Source organism: Halomonas sp. BN3-1 (assembly GCF_003056325.1).
GTDB lineage: Bacteria > Pseudomonadota > Gammaproteobacteria > Pseudomonadales > Halomonadaceae > Halomonas > Halomonas litopenaei.
Window position 1 is genome coordinate 42620 of sequence record NZ_PYVV01000014.1, and the last position, 15533, is coordinate 58152.

The 15533-nt window shown below is 65.4% G+C and carries 16 protein-coding genes; 13 read left to right on the forward strand and 3 right to left on the reverse strand.

Going from position 1 to position 15533, the window contains the following annotated elements; genetic code table 11:
• Positions 1-19 precede the first annotated feature (19 nt).
• Genes C9F12_RS17735 through coaBC form a run of 3 tightly spaced genes read right to left on the reverse strand, consistent with a single transcriptional unit; the run spans position 20 to position 3335 of the window.
• Positions 20-1402, reverse strand: a complete 1383-nt coding sequence (locus C9F12_RS17735) for a phosphomannomutase/phosphoglucomutase (protein ID WP_045991214.1) — start codon at positions 1400-1402, stop codon at positions 20-22.
• Positions 1403-1460: 58 nt separating this feature from the next.
• Positions 1461-1928, reverse strand: a complete 468-nt coding sequence (gene dut / locus C9F12_RS17740) for a dUTP diphosphatase (protein WP_045991213.1) — start codon at positions 1926-1928, stop codon at positions 1461-1463.
• 60 nt (positions 1929-1988) lie between these two features.
• Positions 1989-3335, reverse strand: a complete 1347-nt coding sequence (gene coaBC / locus C9F12_RS17745) for a bifunctional phosphopantothenoylcysteine decarboxylase/phosphopantothenate--cysteine ligase CoaBC (RefSeq protein ID WP_108449732.1) — start codon at positions 3333-3335, stop codon at positions 1989-1991.
• 317 nt (positions 3336-3652) lie between these two features.
• Here coaBC and radC point away from each other — a divergent pair, with 317 nt between their 5' ends.
• The 13 genes from radC (at position 3653) to C9F12_RS17810 (ending at position 15509) form a co-directional block, all read left to right on the forward strand.
• Positions 3653-4327 (forward strand): DNA repair protein RadC, encoded by a 675-nt coding sequence (gene radC / locus C9F12_RS17750; RefSeq protein ID WP_045991212.1) that lies wholly within the window; start codon positions 3653-3655, stop codon positions 4325-4327.
• Positions 4328-4725: 398 nt separating this feature from the next.
• The gene (gene rpmB, locus C9F12_RS17755; protein WP_045991211.1) at positions 4726-4962 is read left to right on the forward strand and encodes a 50S ribosomal protein L28; all 237 of its coding nucleotides are present in this window, start codon (positions 4726-4728) and stop codon (positions 4960-4962) included.
• Positions 4963-5074: 112 nt separating this feature from the next.
• Positions 5075-5230 carry a 50S ribosomal protein L33 gene (rpmG, locus tag C9F12_RS17760; protein WP_016856547.1) on the forward strand — a complete coding sequence of 52 codons (156 nt, stop codon included), beginning with the start codon at positions 5075-5077 and terminating at the stop codon, positions 5228-5230.
• A gap of 155 nt (positions 5231-5385) precedes the next feature.
• Positions 5386-6315, forward strand: coding sequence for a bifunctional DNA-formamidopyrimidine glycosylase/DNA-(apurinic or apyrimidinic site) lyase (mutM, locus tag C9F12_RS17765; protein ID WP_045991210.1), 930 nt, complete (start codon positions 5386-5388; stop codon positions 6313-6315).
• A 196-nt stretch (positions 6316-6511) separates the two neighbouring features.
• On the forward strand, positions 6512-7702 hold the full coding sequence (locus C9F12_RS17770; protein ID WP_045991285.1) for a class I SAM-dependent rRNA methyltransferase: 1191 nt from the start codon (positions 6512-6514) through the stop codon (positions 7700-7702).
• Positions 7703-7881: 179 nt separating this feature from the next.
• Positions 7882-8217, forward strand: a complete 336-nt coding sequence (locus tag C9F12_RS17775; protein WP_045991209.1) for a DUF2007 domain-containing protein — start codon at positions 7882-7884, stop codon at positions 8215-8217.
• Positions 8207-8665 carry a thioesterase family protein gene (locus C9F12_RS17780; RefSeq protein ID WP_045991208.1) on the forward strand — a complete coding sequence of 153 codons (459 nt, stop codon included), beginning with the start codon at positions 8207-8209 and terminating at the stop codon, positions 8663-8665. The genes C9F12_RS17775 and C9F12_RS17780 overlap by 11 nt, the downstream gene beginning before the upstream one ends.
• A 418-nt stretch (positions 8666-9083) precedes the next feature.
• Positions 9084-9506 (forward strand): TraR/DksA C4-type zinc finger protein, encoded by a 423-nt coding sequence (locus tag C9F12_RS17785; protein WP_045991207.1) that lies wholly within the window; start codon positions 9084-9086, stop codon positions 9504-9506.
• A gap of 214 nt (positions 9507-9720) precedes the next feature.
• Positions 9721-10281 (forward strand): carbonate dehydratase, encoded by a 561-nt coding sequence (locus tag C9F12_RS17790; RefSeq protein WP_045991206.1) that lies wholly within the window; start codon positions 9721-9723, stop codon positions 10279-10281.
• A 278-nt stretch (positions 10282-10559) separates the two neighbouring features.
• Positions 10560-11669, forward strand: a complete 1110-nt coding sequence (locus C9F12_RS17795) for a hypothetical protein (RefSeq protein ID WP_052704214.1) — start codon at positions 10560-10562, stop codon at positions 11667-11669.
• Positions 11666-13276, forward strand: coding sequence for an ABC transporter ATP-binding protein/permease (locus tag C9F12_RS17800; protein ID WP_045991204.1), 1611 nt, complete (start codon positions 11666-11668; stop codon positions 13274-13276). The genes C9F12_RS17795 and C9F12_RS17800 overlap by 4 nt, the downstream gene beginning before the upstream one ends.
• Complete coding sequence (locus C9F12_RS17805; RefSeq protein WP_108449733.1) at positions 13273-14832, forward strand: HAMP domain-containing sensor histidine kinase; 1560 nt, start codon at positions 13273-13275, stop codon at positions 14830-14832. Before C9F12_RS17800 ends, C9F12_RS17805 begins: the two co-directional genes overlap by 4 nt.
• On the forward strand, positions 14829-15509 hold the full coding sequence (locus C9F12_RS17810) for a response regulator transcription factor (protein ID WP_108449734.1): 681 nt from the start codon (positions 14829-14831) through the stop codon (positions 15507-15509). Before C9F12_RS17805 ends, C9F12_RS17810 begins: the two co-directional genes overlap by 4 nt.
• Positions 15510-15533: the final 24 nt, after the last annotated feature.

Sequence of the window (15533 nt, forward strand, 5' to 3'; positions counted from 1 at the left end):
GCGTCATGTCTCCTGCACGTCAGTTGGGTAGGGTGAGCGAGGCGTCCACGTCGGCCAGCGCCTCGGCAAAGCGCGTGCGAATGCGCTCCAGCGCGGCGGCGTCGTTACCCTCGAAGCGCAGCACCAGCATCGGCGTGGTATTGGACGCGCGGCACAGACCCCAGCCATCCGGGTAGTCCACGCGGATGCCGTCCAGGGTGGTCTTGACGCCCTCGTCACCGAAGTCACCTTCCCGGGCCAGGCGCGCGACCAGGTCGAACTTGGTCTCGTCGGTGACCTCGATGTTGATCTCCGGGGTGCTCAGGTTCTGCGGATAGCGATCGAAGAAGGTGTCGGCGTCGCCGTCGAAGCGCGACAGGATCTCGAGCAGGCGGGCGGCACCATAAAGGCCGTCGTCGAAGCCGTACCAGCGTTCCTTGAAGAAGATATGGCCGCTCATCTCGCCGGCCAGCAGGGCGCCGGTTTCCTTCATCCGTGCCTTGATCAGGGAGTGGCCGGTGCGCCACATTTCCGGCGTGCCGCCGGCCTTCTCGATTACCTCGATCAGCTTGCCGGTGCACTTGACGTCGAAGATCACCCGGGCGTCCGGATTGCGACCGAGCATGTCCTCGGCGAACGCCATCAGCAGATGGTCGGGGTAGATCAGGCGCCCCTTGGGGGTGATCACGCCGAGGCGGTCGCCGTCACCGTCGAAGGCCAGGCCGATGTCGGCGCCGTGCTCGGCCACCGCGTGGATCAGGTCCTTGAGGTTCTCCGGCTTGCCGGGGTCCGGGTGGTGGTTGGGGAAGTTGCCGTCGATGTCCTCGAACAGCGGCACGGTGTCGGCACCGAGCTGTTCGACCAGGCGCGGGCCCAGTTCACCGGCCACACCGTTGCCGCAGTCCACCACCGCCTTGATCGAGCCCGACAGCGAGACGTCTTCGAGGATGCGCTTCAGGTAGGCGTCACGCACATCGTGCTCGGACACCTGGCCCTGGCCTTCGCGCAGATCGCCGTTCTGAAGGCGAGTGTAGAGCGCGGTGATCGCCTCGCCAGAGAGCGTCTCGCCCCCCAGCACCATCTTCAGGCCGTTGTAGTCCGGCGGGTTGTGGCTGCCGGTCAGCATGACCCCGGAGCGGGTACCTTCCAGGGTGTGGGTAGCAAAGTACAGCACCGGCGTCGGCACCATGCCGATGTCGACCACGTCACAGCCGCTGGCGGTGAGGCCGCGGGTCAGGGCCTTGATCAGGCGCGGGCCGGAGAGTCGCCCGTCGCGGGCCACCACTACACGGGATTCGCCGCGGGCCTGGGCTTCGCTGCCGATGGCCTGGCCGATCGCCTCGACCCCGGCTTCGGTCAGGGTCTCGTCGACGACGCCTCGAATATCGTAGGCACGAAAGATCGTGGAGGGGACTTGAGTCATATGAGGGTCCTGTCCTTTTGACGTGGCGCTTGAATGAACGGGTAGTCGAACCTGGGCGTCAGTGGCGGCCGGAGCTGCCGAAACCGCCGCCGCCGCGAAGGCTCTCGGAAAAGTCCTCGACCACTTCCAGCTCGGCCTGGACCACCGGCACCAGCACGTACTGGGCCAGACGTTCGAAGGGCTCGAGGGTGAAGGCGGTGGTCGATCGGTTCCACACCGACACCATCAGTTCGCCCTGGTAGTCGGAGTCGATCAGGCCGACCAGGTTGCCGAGCACGATGCCGTGTTTGTGGCCAAGCCCCGAGCGGGGCAGGATCATGCCGGCCAGGCCCGGATCGGCGATATGGATCGAGAGCCCGGTGCGGACCAGTTCGCAATCCCCGGGGGCCAGCGTCAGCGGCGCGTCGAGCAGGGCGTGAAGGTCCATCCCGGCCGAGCCGTCGGTGGCGTAGCGGGGCATGCGCTCCTTGATCCGTTCATCGAGGATCTTGACGGCGAGGCGAGGGCGCGAGGCAGTGTCGTGCATGAAAGGTCCTTGGTCTTCGGCAGCCACACAGGCTTCCTGATAAATAAGTGGTGTCGTGGCTCAGTTCGGGTTCGGCCGCACCGTCTGACGTCGCGCCTCGAGGCAGGCTCGGGCCTGGGTGATGATGGCCTGGGCCAGGCTGGCCTTGTCCTGGTCGGTCTCTTCGCGGCGGGCGAGAGACTCGCCGTCGCGCCACACCAGGGTTGCGGCATTGCGGTCCGAGCCGAAGCCGAGTCCCTCCCGGGAGACGTCGTTGGCGACGATCATGTCGAGCCCCTTGCGCGCGAGCTTGTCCTCGGCGTAGCGCACCACGTCGCGGGTCTCGGCGGCGAAGCCGACCATCAGCGGACGCGGATCGCGGGCAGCCAGGGTGGCGATGATGTCGGGATTCTTGACCAGCTTCAGGGTAAGACCGTCGTCGTCATCGCGCTTCTTTATCTTGTGCTCGGCCGGAGCCTCGGCGCGATAGTCCGCCACCGCCGCGCAGCCGATGAAGATGTCGCAGCCATCCATCAGCCCTTCGGCCGTGGCGAGGAGTTCTTGTGCGGTTTCTATGTCGTGGCGGGCAACGCCCGGGGGCGTCGGCAGACTGACGGGGCCGGCGATCAGGGTGACACGTGCGCCACTGTCCCGGGCCGCTTCGGCCAGGGCGAAACCCATCTTGCCGGAGCTGTGATTGGACAGGTAGCGCACCGGATCCAGCGGCTCCCGGGTGGGGCCGGCGGTGATCACCACATGAAGGTCTGCGTCCGGGGGCACTGCTTCGCCTTTCTCTCCCACGACGCTTGTCGCTGTCCGGGGCGTGGAGGGAGAGCCGGCATCCAGCAGGGCGCCGAGAATGGCCTCCGGTTCCATCATGCGTCCCGGGCCGACGTCGCCACAGGCCTGGTCACCCTGGTCGGGGCCCAGCAGGGCCCAGCCATCCTCGACCAGCCGGGCGGCGTTGCGCTGGGTCGCCGGATGGCGCCACATGGCCTGGTTCATCGCCGGGGCCAGCATCCGCCGGGCGTCGCTGGCCAGGCAAGCGGTGGTCAACAGATCGTCGGCCATGCCCTGGGCCAGGCGCGCCATCAGGTCGGCGGTGGCGGGGGCGATCAGAATCAGGTCGGCCCAGCGGGCGAGTTCGATATGACCCATGCCGAGCTCGGCGTCGGGATCCAGCAGCGAGGTGCGCACCGCGCGTCCGGTCAGCGCCTGCAGCGTCAGCGGCGTGATGAAGGCCTGGGCTCCCTCTGTCATCACTACCTGCACCTCGCAGCCCGCCTGCACCAGCAGTCGGGCCAGGGAGGCGCTCTTGTAGGCGGCAATACCGGCGCTGATGCCCAGCACAACCCGCTGCCCGGGGCGCAGGCCGCCGGGGCCTGAGCCGGTCAGGCCGCAACCGGAAGAGGAGGGAGCGTGCAACATGAAAAAAGTCCGCAGCCAGAGTCAGCCCTCTACCTTACCACCGGTACCGGATCATGCGTAGCCGCGCACCCTGGCTCCAGATCAGGCAGACCGCACTAGACTCAACGGGTATGTCGGCGCTCGCCGACAGGGCGTGAAGGGAGGATGTGACAAGAGGATGTGGGAAGAGGATGTGGGAAGAGGATGTGGGAAGAGGATGTGGCGGCTGGGTGTGATGACAGAGCGTGTCGAGAGGATGTGACGACAGGGCGTGACGACAGGGCGTGACGACAGGGTGTGACGACAGGGCGTGACGAGAAACGGAGCAGGAGACAGGGATGTCGATACGAGACTGGCCAGAGGGCGAACGCCCTCGCGAGAAGCTGCTGACGCTGGGCCCCACCGCGCTATCCGACGCCGAGCTGCTGGCGATTGTGCTGCGGGTCGGGGTGGCAGGACGCTCGGCGGTGGACCTGGCGCGGGACGTACTGGGTGCCTTCGGCGGACTGCGTGCCCTGCTCGAGGCGCATCAGCAGGAGGTCTGTGCCCAGCGTGGCCTGGGGCTTGCCACTTTCGTTCAGTTGCAGGCCGCCCAGGAGATGTCGCGCCGTCATCTGGCGAGCCATCTGGAGCGGGGCCAGGCGCTGAACTCTCCTGCACGGGTCAGGACCTTTCTTTCCGCCCAGCTTCGTCATCTGGACCACGAGGCCTTCGCCGCACTGTTTCTCGATGCCCAGCATCGGGTGATCCGCTTCGAGGTGCTGTTTCGCGGCACCCTGGACAGCGCCTCGGTGTACCCGCGTGAGGTGGCCAAACGTGCCCTGGCGCTGGGGGCGGGCGCCTTGATCCTGTGCCACAACCATCCCTCCGGGGTGGCCGAGCCCAGTGATGCCGACCGGCGTATCACCGATCGCCTGAAAGAGGCACTGGGCCTGTTCGATATCCGTGTACTGGATCATTTTGTGGTGGGAGACGCAGAAGTGGTGTCATTTGCCGAGCGAGGTTGGGTATAATGCGCCGCGCGCAAAGAGAGCTGGCCCAGGCGGGGCGAGGATCGTCTCGATCCTATCGCGTCCTGGCCGGGCGACTCTCTACCCGAACACGTCACGTCATCGCCGTCGACGCAGCGGAGCCGTTTCGAGCACCTCGACACGGGCCGTGAGCGAGCGACCTGGCGAACGTTGGTGTATCCCTTGCCCATGGAGGCAGGGTCTGGTATAAAGTGCACCCTTTGAATTCCCTTGGGTCAAAAGCACGGGGCTCATGACAGGGCTCGAGGTTGCTGAGGGCATGATGAATGCGGACTTTCGCCGGCACCGCGCGGCCAGTCTGCGACACATCCCTTCGGTTCTCGCCCTTCCCGGTTTGCCCGACAGGTTTTGAACAACTCGCCACGCGGTTGGAGGCTCTCATGTCCAAAGTATGTCAGGTTACCGGCAAGCGCCCGGTGACTGGTAACAACGTTTCACACTCCCAGCGCAAGACCCGTCGTCGTTTCTTGCCGAACCTTCACAGCCATCGCTTCTGGGTCGAGTCCGAAAAGCGTTTCGTGACCCTGCGTGTTTCCTCCAAGGGCATGCGCATCATCGACAAGAAGGGCATCGAAGAGGTGCTCAGCGATATCCGTAAGCGCGGCGACGCCATCTAAGGATGACGTCCTCGGGAGCCCACTGGTTCGCCTGAGCGAACGGCCTCCGCCGACTTGAATGACTGGCCTGGTGTGCACGACGCGTACCAGGCGGCAAACTGGGAGAAGTCTCATGCGTGACAAGATTCGTCTGGTGTCCAGCGCCGGTACCGGCCACTTCTACACCACCGACAAGAACAAGCGTAACACTCCGGACAAGATGGAAATGAAGAAGTTCGATCCGGTGGTTCGCAAGCACGTGATGTACAAGGAAGCCAAGATCAAGTAAGGCTTGATCTCGCTTCCACCGCAGGCGAGTTGTCGCCTGTCACCGAGAACCCGGCCCCGAGGTCGGGTTCTTGCGTATGTCCCTGTCAGCGGCCCTGGGCGATGGCATGATGTCGCTCGCTGCTCGCCGCTCTAACCCCAGGCCCCAGGTGTGCCATGCCAGAGCTTCCCGAAGTCGAGACCACCCGGCGCGGCATCGCCCCCCACGTACAAGGGCGCGAGATCCGTGAGGTGCTGGTGCGCCAGTCGCGCCTGCGGGTGCCGGTGCCTGAGGATCTCGCCGATCGTCTGATCGGCGCCCGCCTCGGCGAGATTCGCCGTCGCGCCAAGTACCTGCTGCTGCCGGTGCTGTCGGGCGAGGGCGGTGAGAGCGCAGAGAGCGTCGAGATCGGCGAGACGGTCGCCAGCACCGAGGGCACCTGCACGGGCGCGTCCCGGGCGGACGACGGCGGCGGAGTGCGCGAAAAGGGCACCCTGCTGTGGCACCTGGGCATGTCCGGTAGCCTGCGTATTGCCCGCCTCGGTGAGCTGCCCAGGAAGCACGACCATGTGGACCTGGTGCTCGAGGACGGCGTCATCCTGCGCTATCACGACCCGCGTCGTTTCGGCTTCGTCGATTGGCTCCGGGACGACGAGGCCCACGATACCCGCTTGTCGCGGCTAGGCCCCGAGCCGTTGTCGCAGGCCTTCGACGGCGCCCGGCTGTACGCCCTGTCGCGGGGGCGCCAGGCGGCGGTGAAACCGTTCTTGATGGACAACGCCGTGGTCGTCGGGGTGGGCAATATCTACGCCAGCGAAGCGCTGTTTCTGGCCGGTATCGATCCGCGCCGCGCTGCCGGTCGCATCGGACGCGAGCGCTACGATCGCCTGGCCGCCGCCGCCAAGGAGGTGCTGGCCGCGGCCATCACCCAGGGCGGCACCACCCTGCGCGACTTCGTCAGCGGCACCGGCGAACCCGGCTACTTCGCCCAGCGCCTCAACGTCTATGGGCGTGCCGGCGCACCCTGCCGCCGTTGTGGCGGTGAGCTGAAGCACGTGACTCTGGGGCAGCGTGCCAGTGTCTTTTGTCCCCGCTGTCAGCGTTAGAGGAAACACTGTATAAATTGCTGCGCTCGACATCTCGGTCGCCGGCGGTGCTCAAGGTCTTCATTTAGCCGCATGTAAACTCCGGCCTCTGCGCTCCGGCGACAACCGACCTGTCATCGCTCGCGACATTTATTCAGCGCTTCCCGAGATTTGAGCTGATGGCGATTTTGAAAAACTTCTAGAGAGAGTGATCACCGTGACTCGTCCGCTGCGCCTGAAAAAGAACGCCGATCGTCGCCTCAAGTCCGGCCACCTGTGGCTGTATTCCAACGAGATCGACATCGCCGAGACGCCGCTCAAGGGGCTCGAAGTCGGTGAGCAGGTCATCGTCGAGGCCGCCAATGGCAAGCCCATGGGTCTGGCCTACGTCAATCCCAACTCGCTGATCTGCGCCCGCATCGTCTCGCGTGACCCGAGCATGCGGCTGGATCGCTCGCTGCTGGTGCATCGCCTGAATCAGGCCCTGGCGCTGCGCCAGAGCCTGTTCGACAAGCCGTTCTATCGCCTGGTCCATGGTGAGGCCGATCTGCTGCCGGGGCTGGTCATCGACCGCTACGCCGAGGTGCTGGTGGTCCAGCTCAACACCGCCGGCATGGAAGCGGTGAAGGACGAGCTGCTCGACGCACTCGACAAGGTGCTGTCCCCTGCCTGTGTGGTGCTGCGCAACGACACCAGTGGTCGTCGTCAGGAAGGCCTCAGCGAGGTGGTAGAGGTGGTCAAGGGCGAGCTGCCGGAGCAGGTGCTGCTGGAAGAGAACGGCGTGCAGTTCGCCGCCCCCGTGCTCGACGGCCAGAAGACCGGCTGGTTTTACGACCACCGCATCAATCGCGCCTGGCTCAATCAGCGGGTGGCTGGCAAGCGGGTGCTGGACCTGTTCAGCTACGTCGGTGGCTGGGGCGTGCAGGCGGCGGCCCATGGCGCCAGCGAAGTGCTGTGCGTGGATGCCAGCGAGTCAGCGCTGGATCGCGTCGCCGAGAACGCCGCGCTCAACGGCCAGCACGAGCGGGTCGCTGTGGGTCACGGCGACGCCTTCGAGGCGCTGGCGGCGCTCAAGGCCGACGGCGAGAAGTTCGACGTGATCGTGCTCGATCCGCCGGCCTTCATCAAGAGGCGCAAGGATATCGCCAACGGCGAGCGTGCCTACGCCCGACTCAATCGCGACGCCATGCGCCTGCTGGGTCGCGATGGCCTGCTGCTGTCCGCCTCCTGCTCCATGCACCTGGCACAGGATCGCCTGGTCGACGTGGTGCGCGGTGCGGTACGTCACCAGGATCGTCAGGGACAGATCCTGTTCCAGGGCCACCAGGGACCGGATCACCCGGTGCACCCGGCGATCCCCGAAACCGCCTACCTCAAGGCGCTCGGTGTGCGCGTCTTTCGCGACTGAGCAAGGCGCGACTGAGCAAGGCGCGATTGAACAAGGCATGAGCTAGATAGGCGCGACGTGACTCGCCGTGGCTGAACAGGCTGGGCCGAACTGGCTGGGCCGAAAAAGGCGCAGGGGCTTGCCTCGGGCGATGGAAGTGTCACATCGTGCCTGGGCAAGCCCGCGCCAAGGAAGACACCATGACCGAGGTTCCCTGGACCCTGATCTTTTCCCACGGCAACGCCCTGCTGGTGGGCCACGTGCGCAACCTGCTCGACGCCGCCGGGATCCCCTGCGAACTGCGCAACATGACCCTCGGCGGTGGCGCCGGGGAGCTGCCGCCGCTGGAGTGCGAGCCCCAGGTGTGGGTCGCCGAGCACAACCGTGAGCGAGCCGAAGCGCTGGTGAAACAGGCGCTCGAGGAGCCAGCGCCGGACAGCGCCTGGCGCTGCCGGGCCTGCGGCGAGGAGCTCGAAGGGGCCTTCGATACCTGCTGGAACTGCGGTGGCCGCAAGGAGGACGATCATGACCGCTGAACACGGTGCCTTCGACTGGGATCTGCCCCGGCCCTTCGTGATCGACATCCTGGTGGCGCCCGAGGCCATCGACCACTATGGCCACGTCAACAACGCCCAGTACCTGCGCTGGGTGGAACAGGCCAGCTGGGAGCACTCCGGCCAGCTGGGTCTGACCCTGGAACACTACCGGGCGCTGGATCGCGCCATGGCGGTGCACCGTCACGAACTCGACTATCTGGCGCCGGGTTTCGAGGGCGAACGCCTGGCCATGGCCACCTGGATCGTCGCCTGCGACTCGCGCCTGACCCTGACCCGCCGCTTTCAACTGATACGCCCGCAGGATGGTGTCACCCTGCTGCGTGCACGTACCCGCTACGCCTGCATCGCTCTCTCAAGCGGCCGTCCCCGCCGTCTTCCTCCCGAATTCGTCAGCGCCTACGGCGGCGCCCTGGTCGCGGAAAGCTGACGATAACGTCCTGACGACAGGGACCTGACCACACAGACCTGAGCGTACACAGCTGGCCTCCGCCCCTTCCGGCAATTTTCTGGCACCCTGGGTGTCGAGTTGGCGAATCTCAATACTGGCAGCTTTTTTGTCCTGACCCTGGGTGTGATAGGTCGCACTTTGTTCCTGAATGCGTCTAAAGACTCCCTGGGTTCATGGAAGAACTGCAGCACTTTGGACCACGAGGTAGAGGCGGGAGGGTCAGCCTGGTGGCCGTGGACGGCGACGTGGTCAACGACCGCCTCAGCGAGGTGGCCCTGGGAGTCAAGATTTGCGGGTGTGTTGTGCCACTTAACAGATATGTTATAACATAACATTTTGTGCGAGTGTGATGGTCTCAGACGCCTTGTGCAATCGGCGCGGCGGGAGGAGCGGTGAGATGCCAACGATGGATGACGCAGCGCATCTTCTCGAGATGCCGGACGACGACTACATGAACGGTGAGCAACTGGTGTTCTTTCGATGCCGATTGCTGCAGGAACGGGCGCTGGTCGAGGAGCGACTGCAGGAGGTTCGCCTGCGCATGTCGGCTCGAGAAAGGTCGAGCGACGATCTGGACCAGGCAGCCCAGGAGGAAGAGCTTCAGCTGCAGCTTCGCCAGGCCGACAGGGAAACCCGCTTGCTGGCCAATATTGCCAGCGCCTTGAAGCGCGTCGAGACGGGTGAGTACGGCTACTGCGAGGAGACCGGCGTTCCCATCGGACTTCCCCGGCTGTTGCACCGGCCCACGGCGCGTCTGTGCCTCGAAGCCAAGCAGCGCCAGGAACAGAGAGAACATCACTTCGCCAGGACGCGGAAGTAGCGGCGCCGGTAAGCATCCACCGCTTGTGACCGTGATGGCCGCCCCAAGGGCGATGCTGAGTCCGGACGAGTGCCTGCTCGGTGGGCTTGTCCACGGATGATCCAACCGGCTCAGCGAAGGCGGTGGCGTATGTCGCATCAAGATTCGCCCATGCCGACTACGCCGGGCGACGATTACTATCTGATTCGCAGGAATCACAACCAAGGAAGCATGAATGATTCGCAAGAATCCCTACGGTGATTTGCCGGTTGTCCACCCCAGCGCCTTTGTCGATCCCACGGCCATTCTCTGTGGGCGGGTGATCGTCGAGGAGAACGTCTTCATCGGCCCCTACGCGGTCATTCGTGCCGATGAGGTCGATGCCGATGGCAAGATGGAGCCGATGATCATCGGCGCCCACTCCAATATCCAGGACGGCGTCGTCATCCACTCCAAGTCCGGCGCGGCGGTGATCATTGGTGCACGCACGTCGATTGCGCATCGCGCCATCGTGCACGGTCCCTGCGTGGTCGGAGAGAGCGCCTTTATCGGTTTCAACAGCGTGCTGTTCAACTGCACTATCGGCAAGGGCGCGGTGGTGCGCCATAACGCCGTGGTAGATGGTTGCGACCTTCCCGACGACTTCTATGTGCCGTCCACCGAGCGCATTGGCCCCGGGACCGATCTGGACACCCTGTCCCGAGTAACGGTCCAGGATTCAGCGTTTTCCGAAGACGTGGCGCGCACCAACAATAGCCTGGTGGAAGGCTATAGGCGGATCCAGAACTCTTTCTAGCCCGGCGCCCTGGTTCGAGGATAGGCGGATGGCCTCTGGGCGGCGAGACGGGAGGTTTGGCAACCGCAAGCGCTTGCGCGCCTGATGCAAGGCGAAGGAGGGGGGTAGCGCCCTTTATCGGCCACGGTTGTTCGCTGTCGCCAATCCGCTACGCGCTTTTTCGCGCCTTGTCAGCTTGTGTTCATGTGGGCTTAATGCCGCGCTCACCCGCCTGACAGGATGCAACGAGCGGCCCACGGTAGCCTCGGGATGTGCCTTCATCCCAGAGGATTACCGCCATGACCTGTGCCGCTGCCGTGACTCCCTTCGCCGTCCCCGCCACCGCCAAGTGGGCCTTTACCACCCGCCGCGCCAGGCGCGATGACGTCCGTTCCCTGGTCAGTCTCGACCATCCTTTGCGCGCCGGTGACCTGATCCTGTGTGAAGTCCTCCAGGTCGGGCAGCACAAGCGGGTCCAATTGGCCTGCGGCCGTCCCAGCGAGAGCTATCCCGGTGATCTGCTGGTGCTGTGTGTGGGAGATCGCTACGCACCGGATCAATTCATGGGCCGCGCTGAGGTGGATGTGCGTATGGATCTGCTGGCCGGTGGCGGCATCGCCGGCAAGGTCGAGGCGGCACATGCCAGGATGGCTCGCCCCACTCAGTTGCGACCGCTGGGTTTTCTCGCCGACCTTCATGGCGAGGTGATCAATATTGACCGCTATGCCATCGCCGATGCGCGTATCCCCGATGACATAGTGGTGCTTGGGGTGTTCGGCGCTTCGATGAATGCCGGCAAGACTACGGCGGCGGTGAGCCTGGCCCACGGCCTCCAACGTGCGGGCTTTGCGGTGGAGGGGGTCAAGGCCACCGGCACCGGCGCCTTTGGTGACTTCAACGCCTTCGCTGACGCCTCGGTGGCCGTCAGTGACTTTACCGATGCCGGCATGGCGTCGACCTTCCGCTGTCCGCTCGAGCGCATCGAACGTGGCTTCGAGGCGCTGGTCGGAGGTGCGGCGGCGCGCGGTGCCGAGGTGGTGGTGGTGGAAATCGCCGACGGGGTGTTCCAGGACGAGACCGCTGCCATCCTGGCGGATTCCACGATCATCGAGCGCCTGGACGGTATCCTGTTCGCGGCTCCGGATGCGCTGGGTGCGGTCGGGGGTGTGTCGGTGCTCAAACGTCATGGCCAAACGCCCTTTGCCCTGGCGGGGATGGTCAGTCTGTCGGCGCTCGGTAGCCGTGAAGCCAGCGGCGAGACCGGGCTGCCGGTGGTCAAGCGTGAGGCGCTGTGTGACCCCGAGGCGGTATCGAGGCTGGTGGCGCCAATCATCAGAAGGCGTCTCGGTCAGACCATGCTCAAGGACCTGACAGAGGATAACCGGCTTGCCACGGGTGCCGCCGCATGAGCGAGCTTCCCGAACTCTCGGGGCGTGGCAGAGGCCGTCATATCGCGCTGGTGGTGGGCTTGGGGATCATCCAGGCTGGGCTGATGATGGCCACGGCCTTCGCCACCCGCGATGTCTTCGTCGCACTGCGTTCGACGTCCGGCTCGACCTACTCCCAGCTGCCGCTGACCTCGCTGCTGATACTGGCAGCGGCAGCGCTGGTGATCGCTGCCTGCCAGGCCCTGGCCAGGGTCCGGGGCGAGGCCATCGGCCAGAGCTACGCGGTGGAGCTTCGCAGCGTCGTCTTCCGCGCCATCGCTGCCCTCGGTGCCGAGCGTGCCGGTCGTCGTCTCGGAGGGCTGTCGCTGCGCTTTGTCGGTGACCTGGCGGCGGCCCGGGGCTGGGTCGGCATGGGCATCACTCGGCTGGTGTCTGCGGCGGTGGTCTTTCCCATGGCGGCGCTGTGCCTGTGGCTGATCGATCCCGTCCTGGCGCTGGCCGGCATGCTACCCATATTCGCCGCCGTGGCGCTGGCCGCCGGGCTGGGTCTGGCGCTGGGCCGCCTGCATCGGGATCTGCGAAGGCGGCGTGCCGGGGTGGCCATTGCCGCGATGGAGCGGATTCCCATCGCCCGCGAGCTGGCGTTGATGAATCGCCTGCCCCGTGAAATCGCCAGCCTGGAGCGCAAGGGACGTCGCAGTGCCGAGGACGCCGTGCGTCGCGTACGTCGGGTATCGCTGCTGCGTGCGCTGCCCAACGCTTCTCTGGGGCTTGGTGGAGCGGCGGTGCTGTGGGCTACGGCGCGCTTTGGTCTGGCGGCGGCGGACGCCGCCGCGGCACTGTCGGTGCTGGCGATCCTGGTGGTACCTGTGCGCGAATGTATCGGCGTATGGGATCGCTACAGCGCCTGGTGTGTCGCCCGCGACAAGTGTCGGGCACTGCTCGCGCGGACCGAGGCCTTGCCGCGAGTGCGTCGACGTGGACGGCCGGTGCCGCTGGATCTGGAGCACCTCCGGGTGGGTGGCTGCACCCTGCATCTGCGTATTCGCGCGGGCCAGCGGGTGTGTCTCGCCACCGATGATCCCGACCTGGCGTCGCGGGTGCTGGCGGTGCTGGCACGGCGGCGTGCACCCGAGGCGGGGCGACTGCGGTTTGACGGCTTGCCGACCGAGCCGGCCATCGCCTGTATCGGTGATCGCCCCGCCTTGCTCAGGGGCAGCCTGCGCCGCGCGCTGACCATGGGGGCCGCCGCGCGCCCCGACGATGACGACATCGGCCGGGTGGCGCGAGAGTGTGGTCTAGGCCCTGCGATCGCTCGCCTGGGAGGTCTGGATGGGCGGATCGAGGAAGCAGGGCACAATCTGACACCCGGCGAGTCCCTGCGGTTAGCCCTGGTCCAGGCGCTGCTGTCGCGCCCTGATCTGGTGGTGGTCGACAGTTACCTGTGGCCGCTGCTCAAGGACGCCGTCGAGCTGTTCACGCTGCTTGACGCACGCTGCCAGGCGACCCTGGTGCACAATCTACCTGATTCGGTCACCGGCGGTGCCGGCATGTTGCTGCGCCTGTCGGAGAACATGGATCATCCGAAAACGCCTTCCGTCTGCGGGAACAGTAAACTGGGGTCATGAAAATCATCAGTGTCGTAACCGCCTATACCCTGGTCTTGCTGACGATGGCCTGCACCGGAGCGGTGTTGGCCTACTGGAGCGTCGAGCGCAGTACCTGGTTGAGCGATCGCATGAACCTGGCGCATCACTCCTACGAAGCACACCTGAATCTGTCGACCCACAGCTATCGGCTGTTCAAGCAGTACGCAGATGCCTTGCTGATCGGTGATCAGGACGGCGGTGAGGGGGAGCGCAGGTTACAGGAGCTGGTGCGCCAGGATATCGGCGAGATCCGCGATATCATCGGCGCCGAGATCGAGCTGGTAGGGGACGAGGAAGTCGAGGAGCTGGAACTGCTGGCCAGGCTCGAGGACCAGCTGGACGAGGTGATCCGCGGCTACGCTGAGCTGCTCGACTCGGAGCGGGAGCTCGATCCGGTCAGCCGCTGGTTGAGTTTCTATGCGCTGCTCGATGAAGCCATTGATGAACGCTTTCGCAAGCTGATGGACGTGGCCCTGGAGGGCGAGATCGAGGAGGTGCGCGAAGCCCGCGAGGAATTGGCCCGAGGCGCCCGCCAGACGCGCTGGCTGGCGCTCGGGTTTGCGCTGCTGGCGGTGGTGCTGACGGTGGCGGTCATGGTGTTCTACCGTTGGCGGGTATCGCGGCGCTTTCAGAGGCTGATGGCGGGCGTCGAGCGTATGCACGGGGGTGCCTTCGGTCATGCCATCAAGGTCTCCGGCGGTGACGAATTAGGCCGCATCAGCCGTCTGCTCAATCAGATGGGTGCAGACGTGCACTCCCAGCGGCGCGCGCTCGAGCGCCAGAACAGCGCGCTGGAGGAGGCGGTGGCGGATCGCACCGGAGAACTCGAAAGGTTGCTGGAGGAAGCGCGTCGGGCCGAACGGCATCGGCGTCGACTACTGGCCGATGTCAGCCACGAGCTGCGCACACCGTTGACCATCATCCAGGGCGAATGCGACGTGGTACTGCGCGCGCGCCAACCCGACGAGGACGACTACCGCGAGGCGTTGCGTCGTGCCCGTGAGGCGGCCGGCCATACTGCTGCTCTGATCGACGACCTGCTGACCATCGCACGGCAGGAGAGCGGCGAATTGCGCCTGCAACCGCAACCCACCGAACTGGTCGGGTTTCTCAAGGATGTCATCAGTCTGTCATCGGTGCTGGTGTCTCTTGAGACCGAGGTGACCGTTGCCCCCGTGGAGGTGGATCGCCTGCGTCTACGCCAGTCGGTGCTGGCGCTTCTTCAGAATGCCCGGGTCCACGGGGGCCCCCGGGTGGTGGTGCGCCTGTGGCGTCATGGTGGTGGCTGGCGAATCGCGGTGGAGGACGATGGCAGGGGGGTATCGGCGGTCGATAAGGCGGTGGTGTTCGAACGCTTTTATCGCGGTGCCAATGCCTCCACCAACTACACTGAGGGCAGTGGTCTGGGACTACCCATTGTCCGTGCTATCGCCCGTGCCCACGGAGGGGAGGCCGGTCTGGAGGACCGGCCGGGAGGCGGGCTGATCGTCTACATCGATGTGCCAGGGATGGCCGAGGAGTCCACGACGACGTGAACGTGCTGGTAGTGGAAGACGAAGATAGGGTCGCGGACTTTCTGTGTCGCGGGCTCAAGGGCGAGGGGTGGACCGCCACCCGTGCCGGTGATGGTGAAACCGCCTTGTCGCTGTTGAAGGAGGGCGGTTTTGATGTGGTGCTGCTCGACATCATGCTGCCGGGGCTGTCCGGGCATGAGGTGTGCACGCGAGTCAGGGCACGGGGCGACGAGGTCCCGATTCTGATGCTGACGGCCCTGGATGCCACCGACGAGAAGATCGTGGGGCTTCGCAAGGGAGCCGACGATTATCTGAGCAAGCCCTTTTCCTTCGACGAGCTGATTGCGCGCATGGAGGCCTTGCATCGACGCGCCCGGGCACGGGCAGGCGCGACACCGGGCGCTCAGGCGGAGGATCCGGTGCAGTTCGATCGCGAGGCGCTGTGCCTGAAGGTCGACGGTGAGGTCGTCGAGTTGTCGACCAAGGAGCGTGATCTGCTGGCGCTATTGCTCGGCAATGCCGGGCGGGTGATGAGCCGTGAACGTATCCTCAACGCGGTCTGGGGGCTCAACGAGGACCCCATGACCAATACCGTCGATGTCTACGTGGGGCGGGTTCGGCGTAAGCTCGGTGACCACGCCTCGCGCATCACTACGGTCCGCGGCGCCGGATACCGCTACGACGCTCAAGGCCTTTGAGGTCCTTTACCATCGGGTTGTCTC

What these genes read in the sequence shown, in the direction of transcription:
- C9F12_RS17735 (WP_045991214.1), bottom strand. Translation starts at nt 1,402, where the DNA reads ATGACTCAAGTCCCCTCCACGATCTTTCGTGCCTACGATATTCGAGGC.
- dut (WP_045991213.1), bottom strand. Translation starts at nt 1,928, where the DNA reads ATGCACGACACTGCCTCGCGCCCTCGCCTCGCCGTCAAGATCCTCGAT.
- coaBC (WP_108449732.1), bottom strand. Translation starts at nt 3,335, where the DNA reads ATGTTGCACGCTCCCTCCTCTTCCGGTTGCGGCCTGACCGGCTCAGGC.
- radC (WP_045991212.1), top strand. Translation starts at nt 3,653, where the DNA reads ATGTCGATACGAGACTGGCCAGAGGGCGAACGCCCTCGCGAGAAGCTG.
- rpmB (WP_045991211.1), top strand. Translation starts at nt 4,726, where the DNA reads ATGTCCAAAGTATGTCAGGTTACCGGCAAGCGCCCGGTGACTGGTAAC.
- rpmG (WP_016856547.1), top strand. Translation starts at nt 5,075, where the DNA reads ATGCGTGACAAGATTCGTCTGGTGTCCAGCGCCGGTACCGGCCACTTC.
- mutM (WP_045991210.1), top strand. Translation starts at nt 5,386, where the DNA reads ATGCCAGAGCTTCCCGAAGTCGAGACCACCCGGCGCGGCATCGCCCCC.
- C9F12_RS17775 (WP_045991209.1), top strand. Translation starts at nt 7,882, where the DNA reads ATGACCGAGGTTCCCTGGACCCTGATCTTTTCCCACGGCAACGCCCTG.
- C9F12_RS17780 (WP_045991208.1), top strand. Translation starts at nt 8,207, where the DNA reads ATGACCGCTGAACACGGTGCCTTCGACTGGGATCTGCCCCGGCCCTTC.
- C9F12_RS17785 (WP_045991207.1), top strand. Translation starts at nt 9,084, where the DNA reads ATGCCAACGATGGATGACGCAGCGCATCTTCTCGAGATGCCGGACGAC.
- C9F12_RS17790 (WP_045991206.1), top strand. Translation starts at nt 9,721, where the DNA reads ATGATTCGCAAGAATCCCTACGGTGATTTGCCGGTTGTCCACCCCAGC.
- C9F12_RS17795 (WP_052704214.1), top strand. Translation starts at nt 10,560, where the DNA reads ATGACCTGTGCCGCTGCCGTGACTCCCTTCGCCGTCCCCGCCACCGCC.
- C9F12_RS17800 (WP_045991204.1), top strand. Translation starts at nt 11,666, where the DNA reads ATGAGCGAGCTTCCCGAACTCTCGGGGCGTGGCAGAGGCCGTCATATC.
- C9F12_RS17805 (WP_108449733.1), top strand. Translation starts at nt 13,273, where the DNA reads ATGAAAATCATCAGTGTCGTAACCGCCTATACCCTGGTCTTGCTGACG.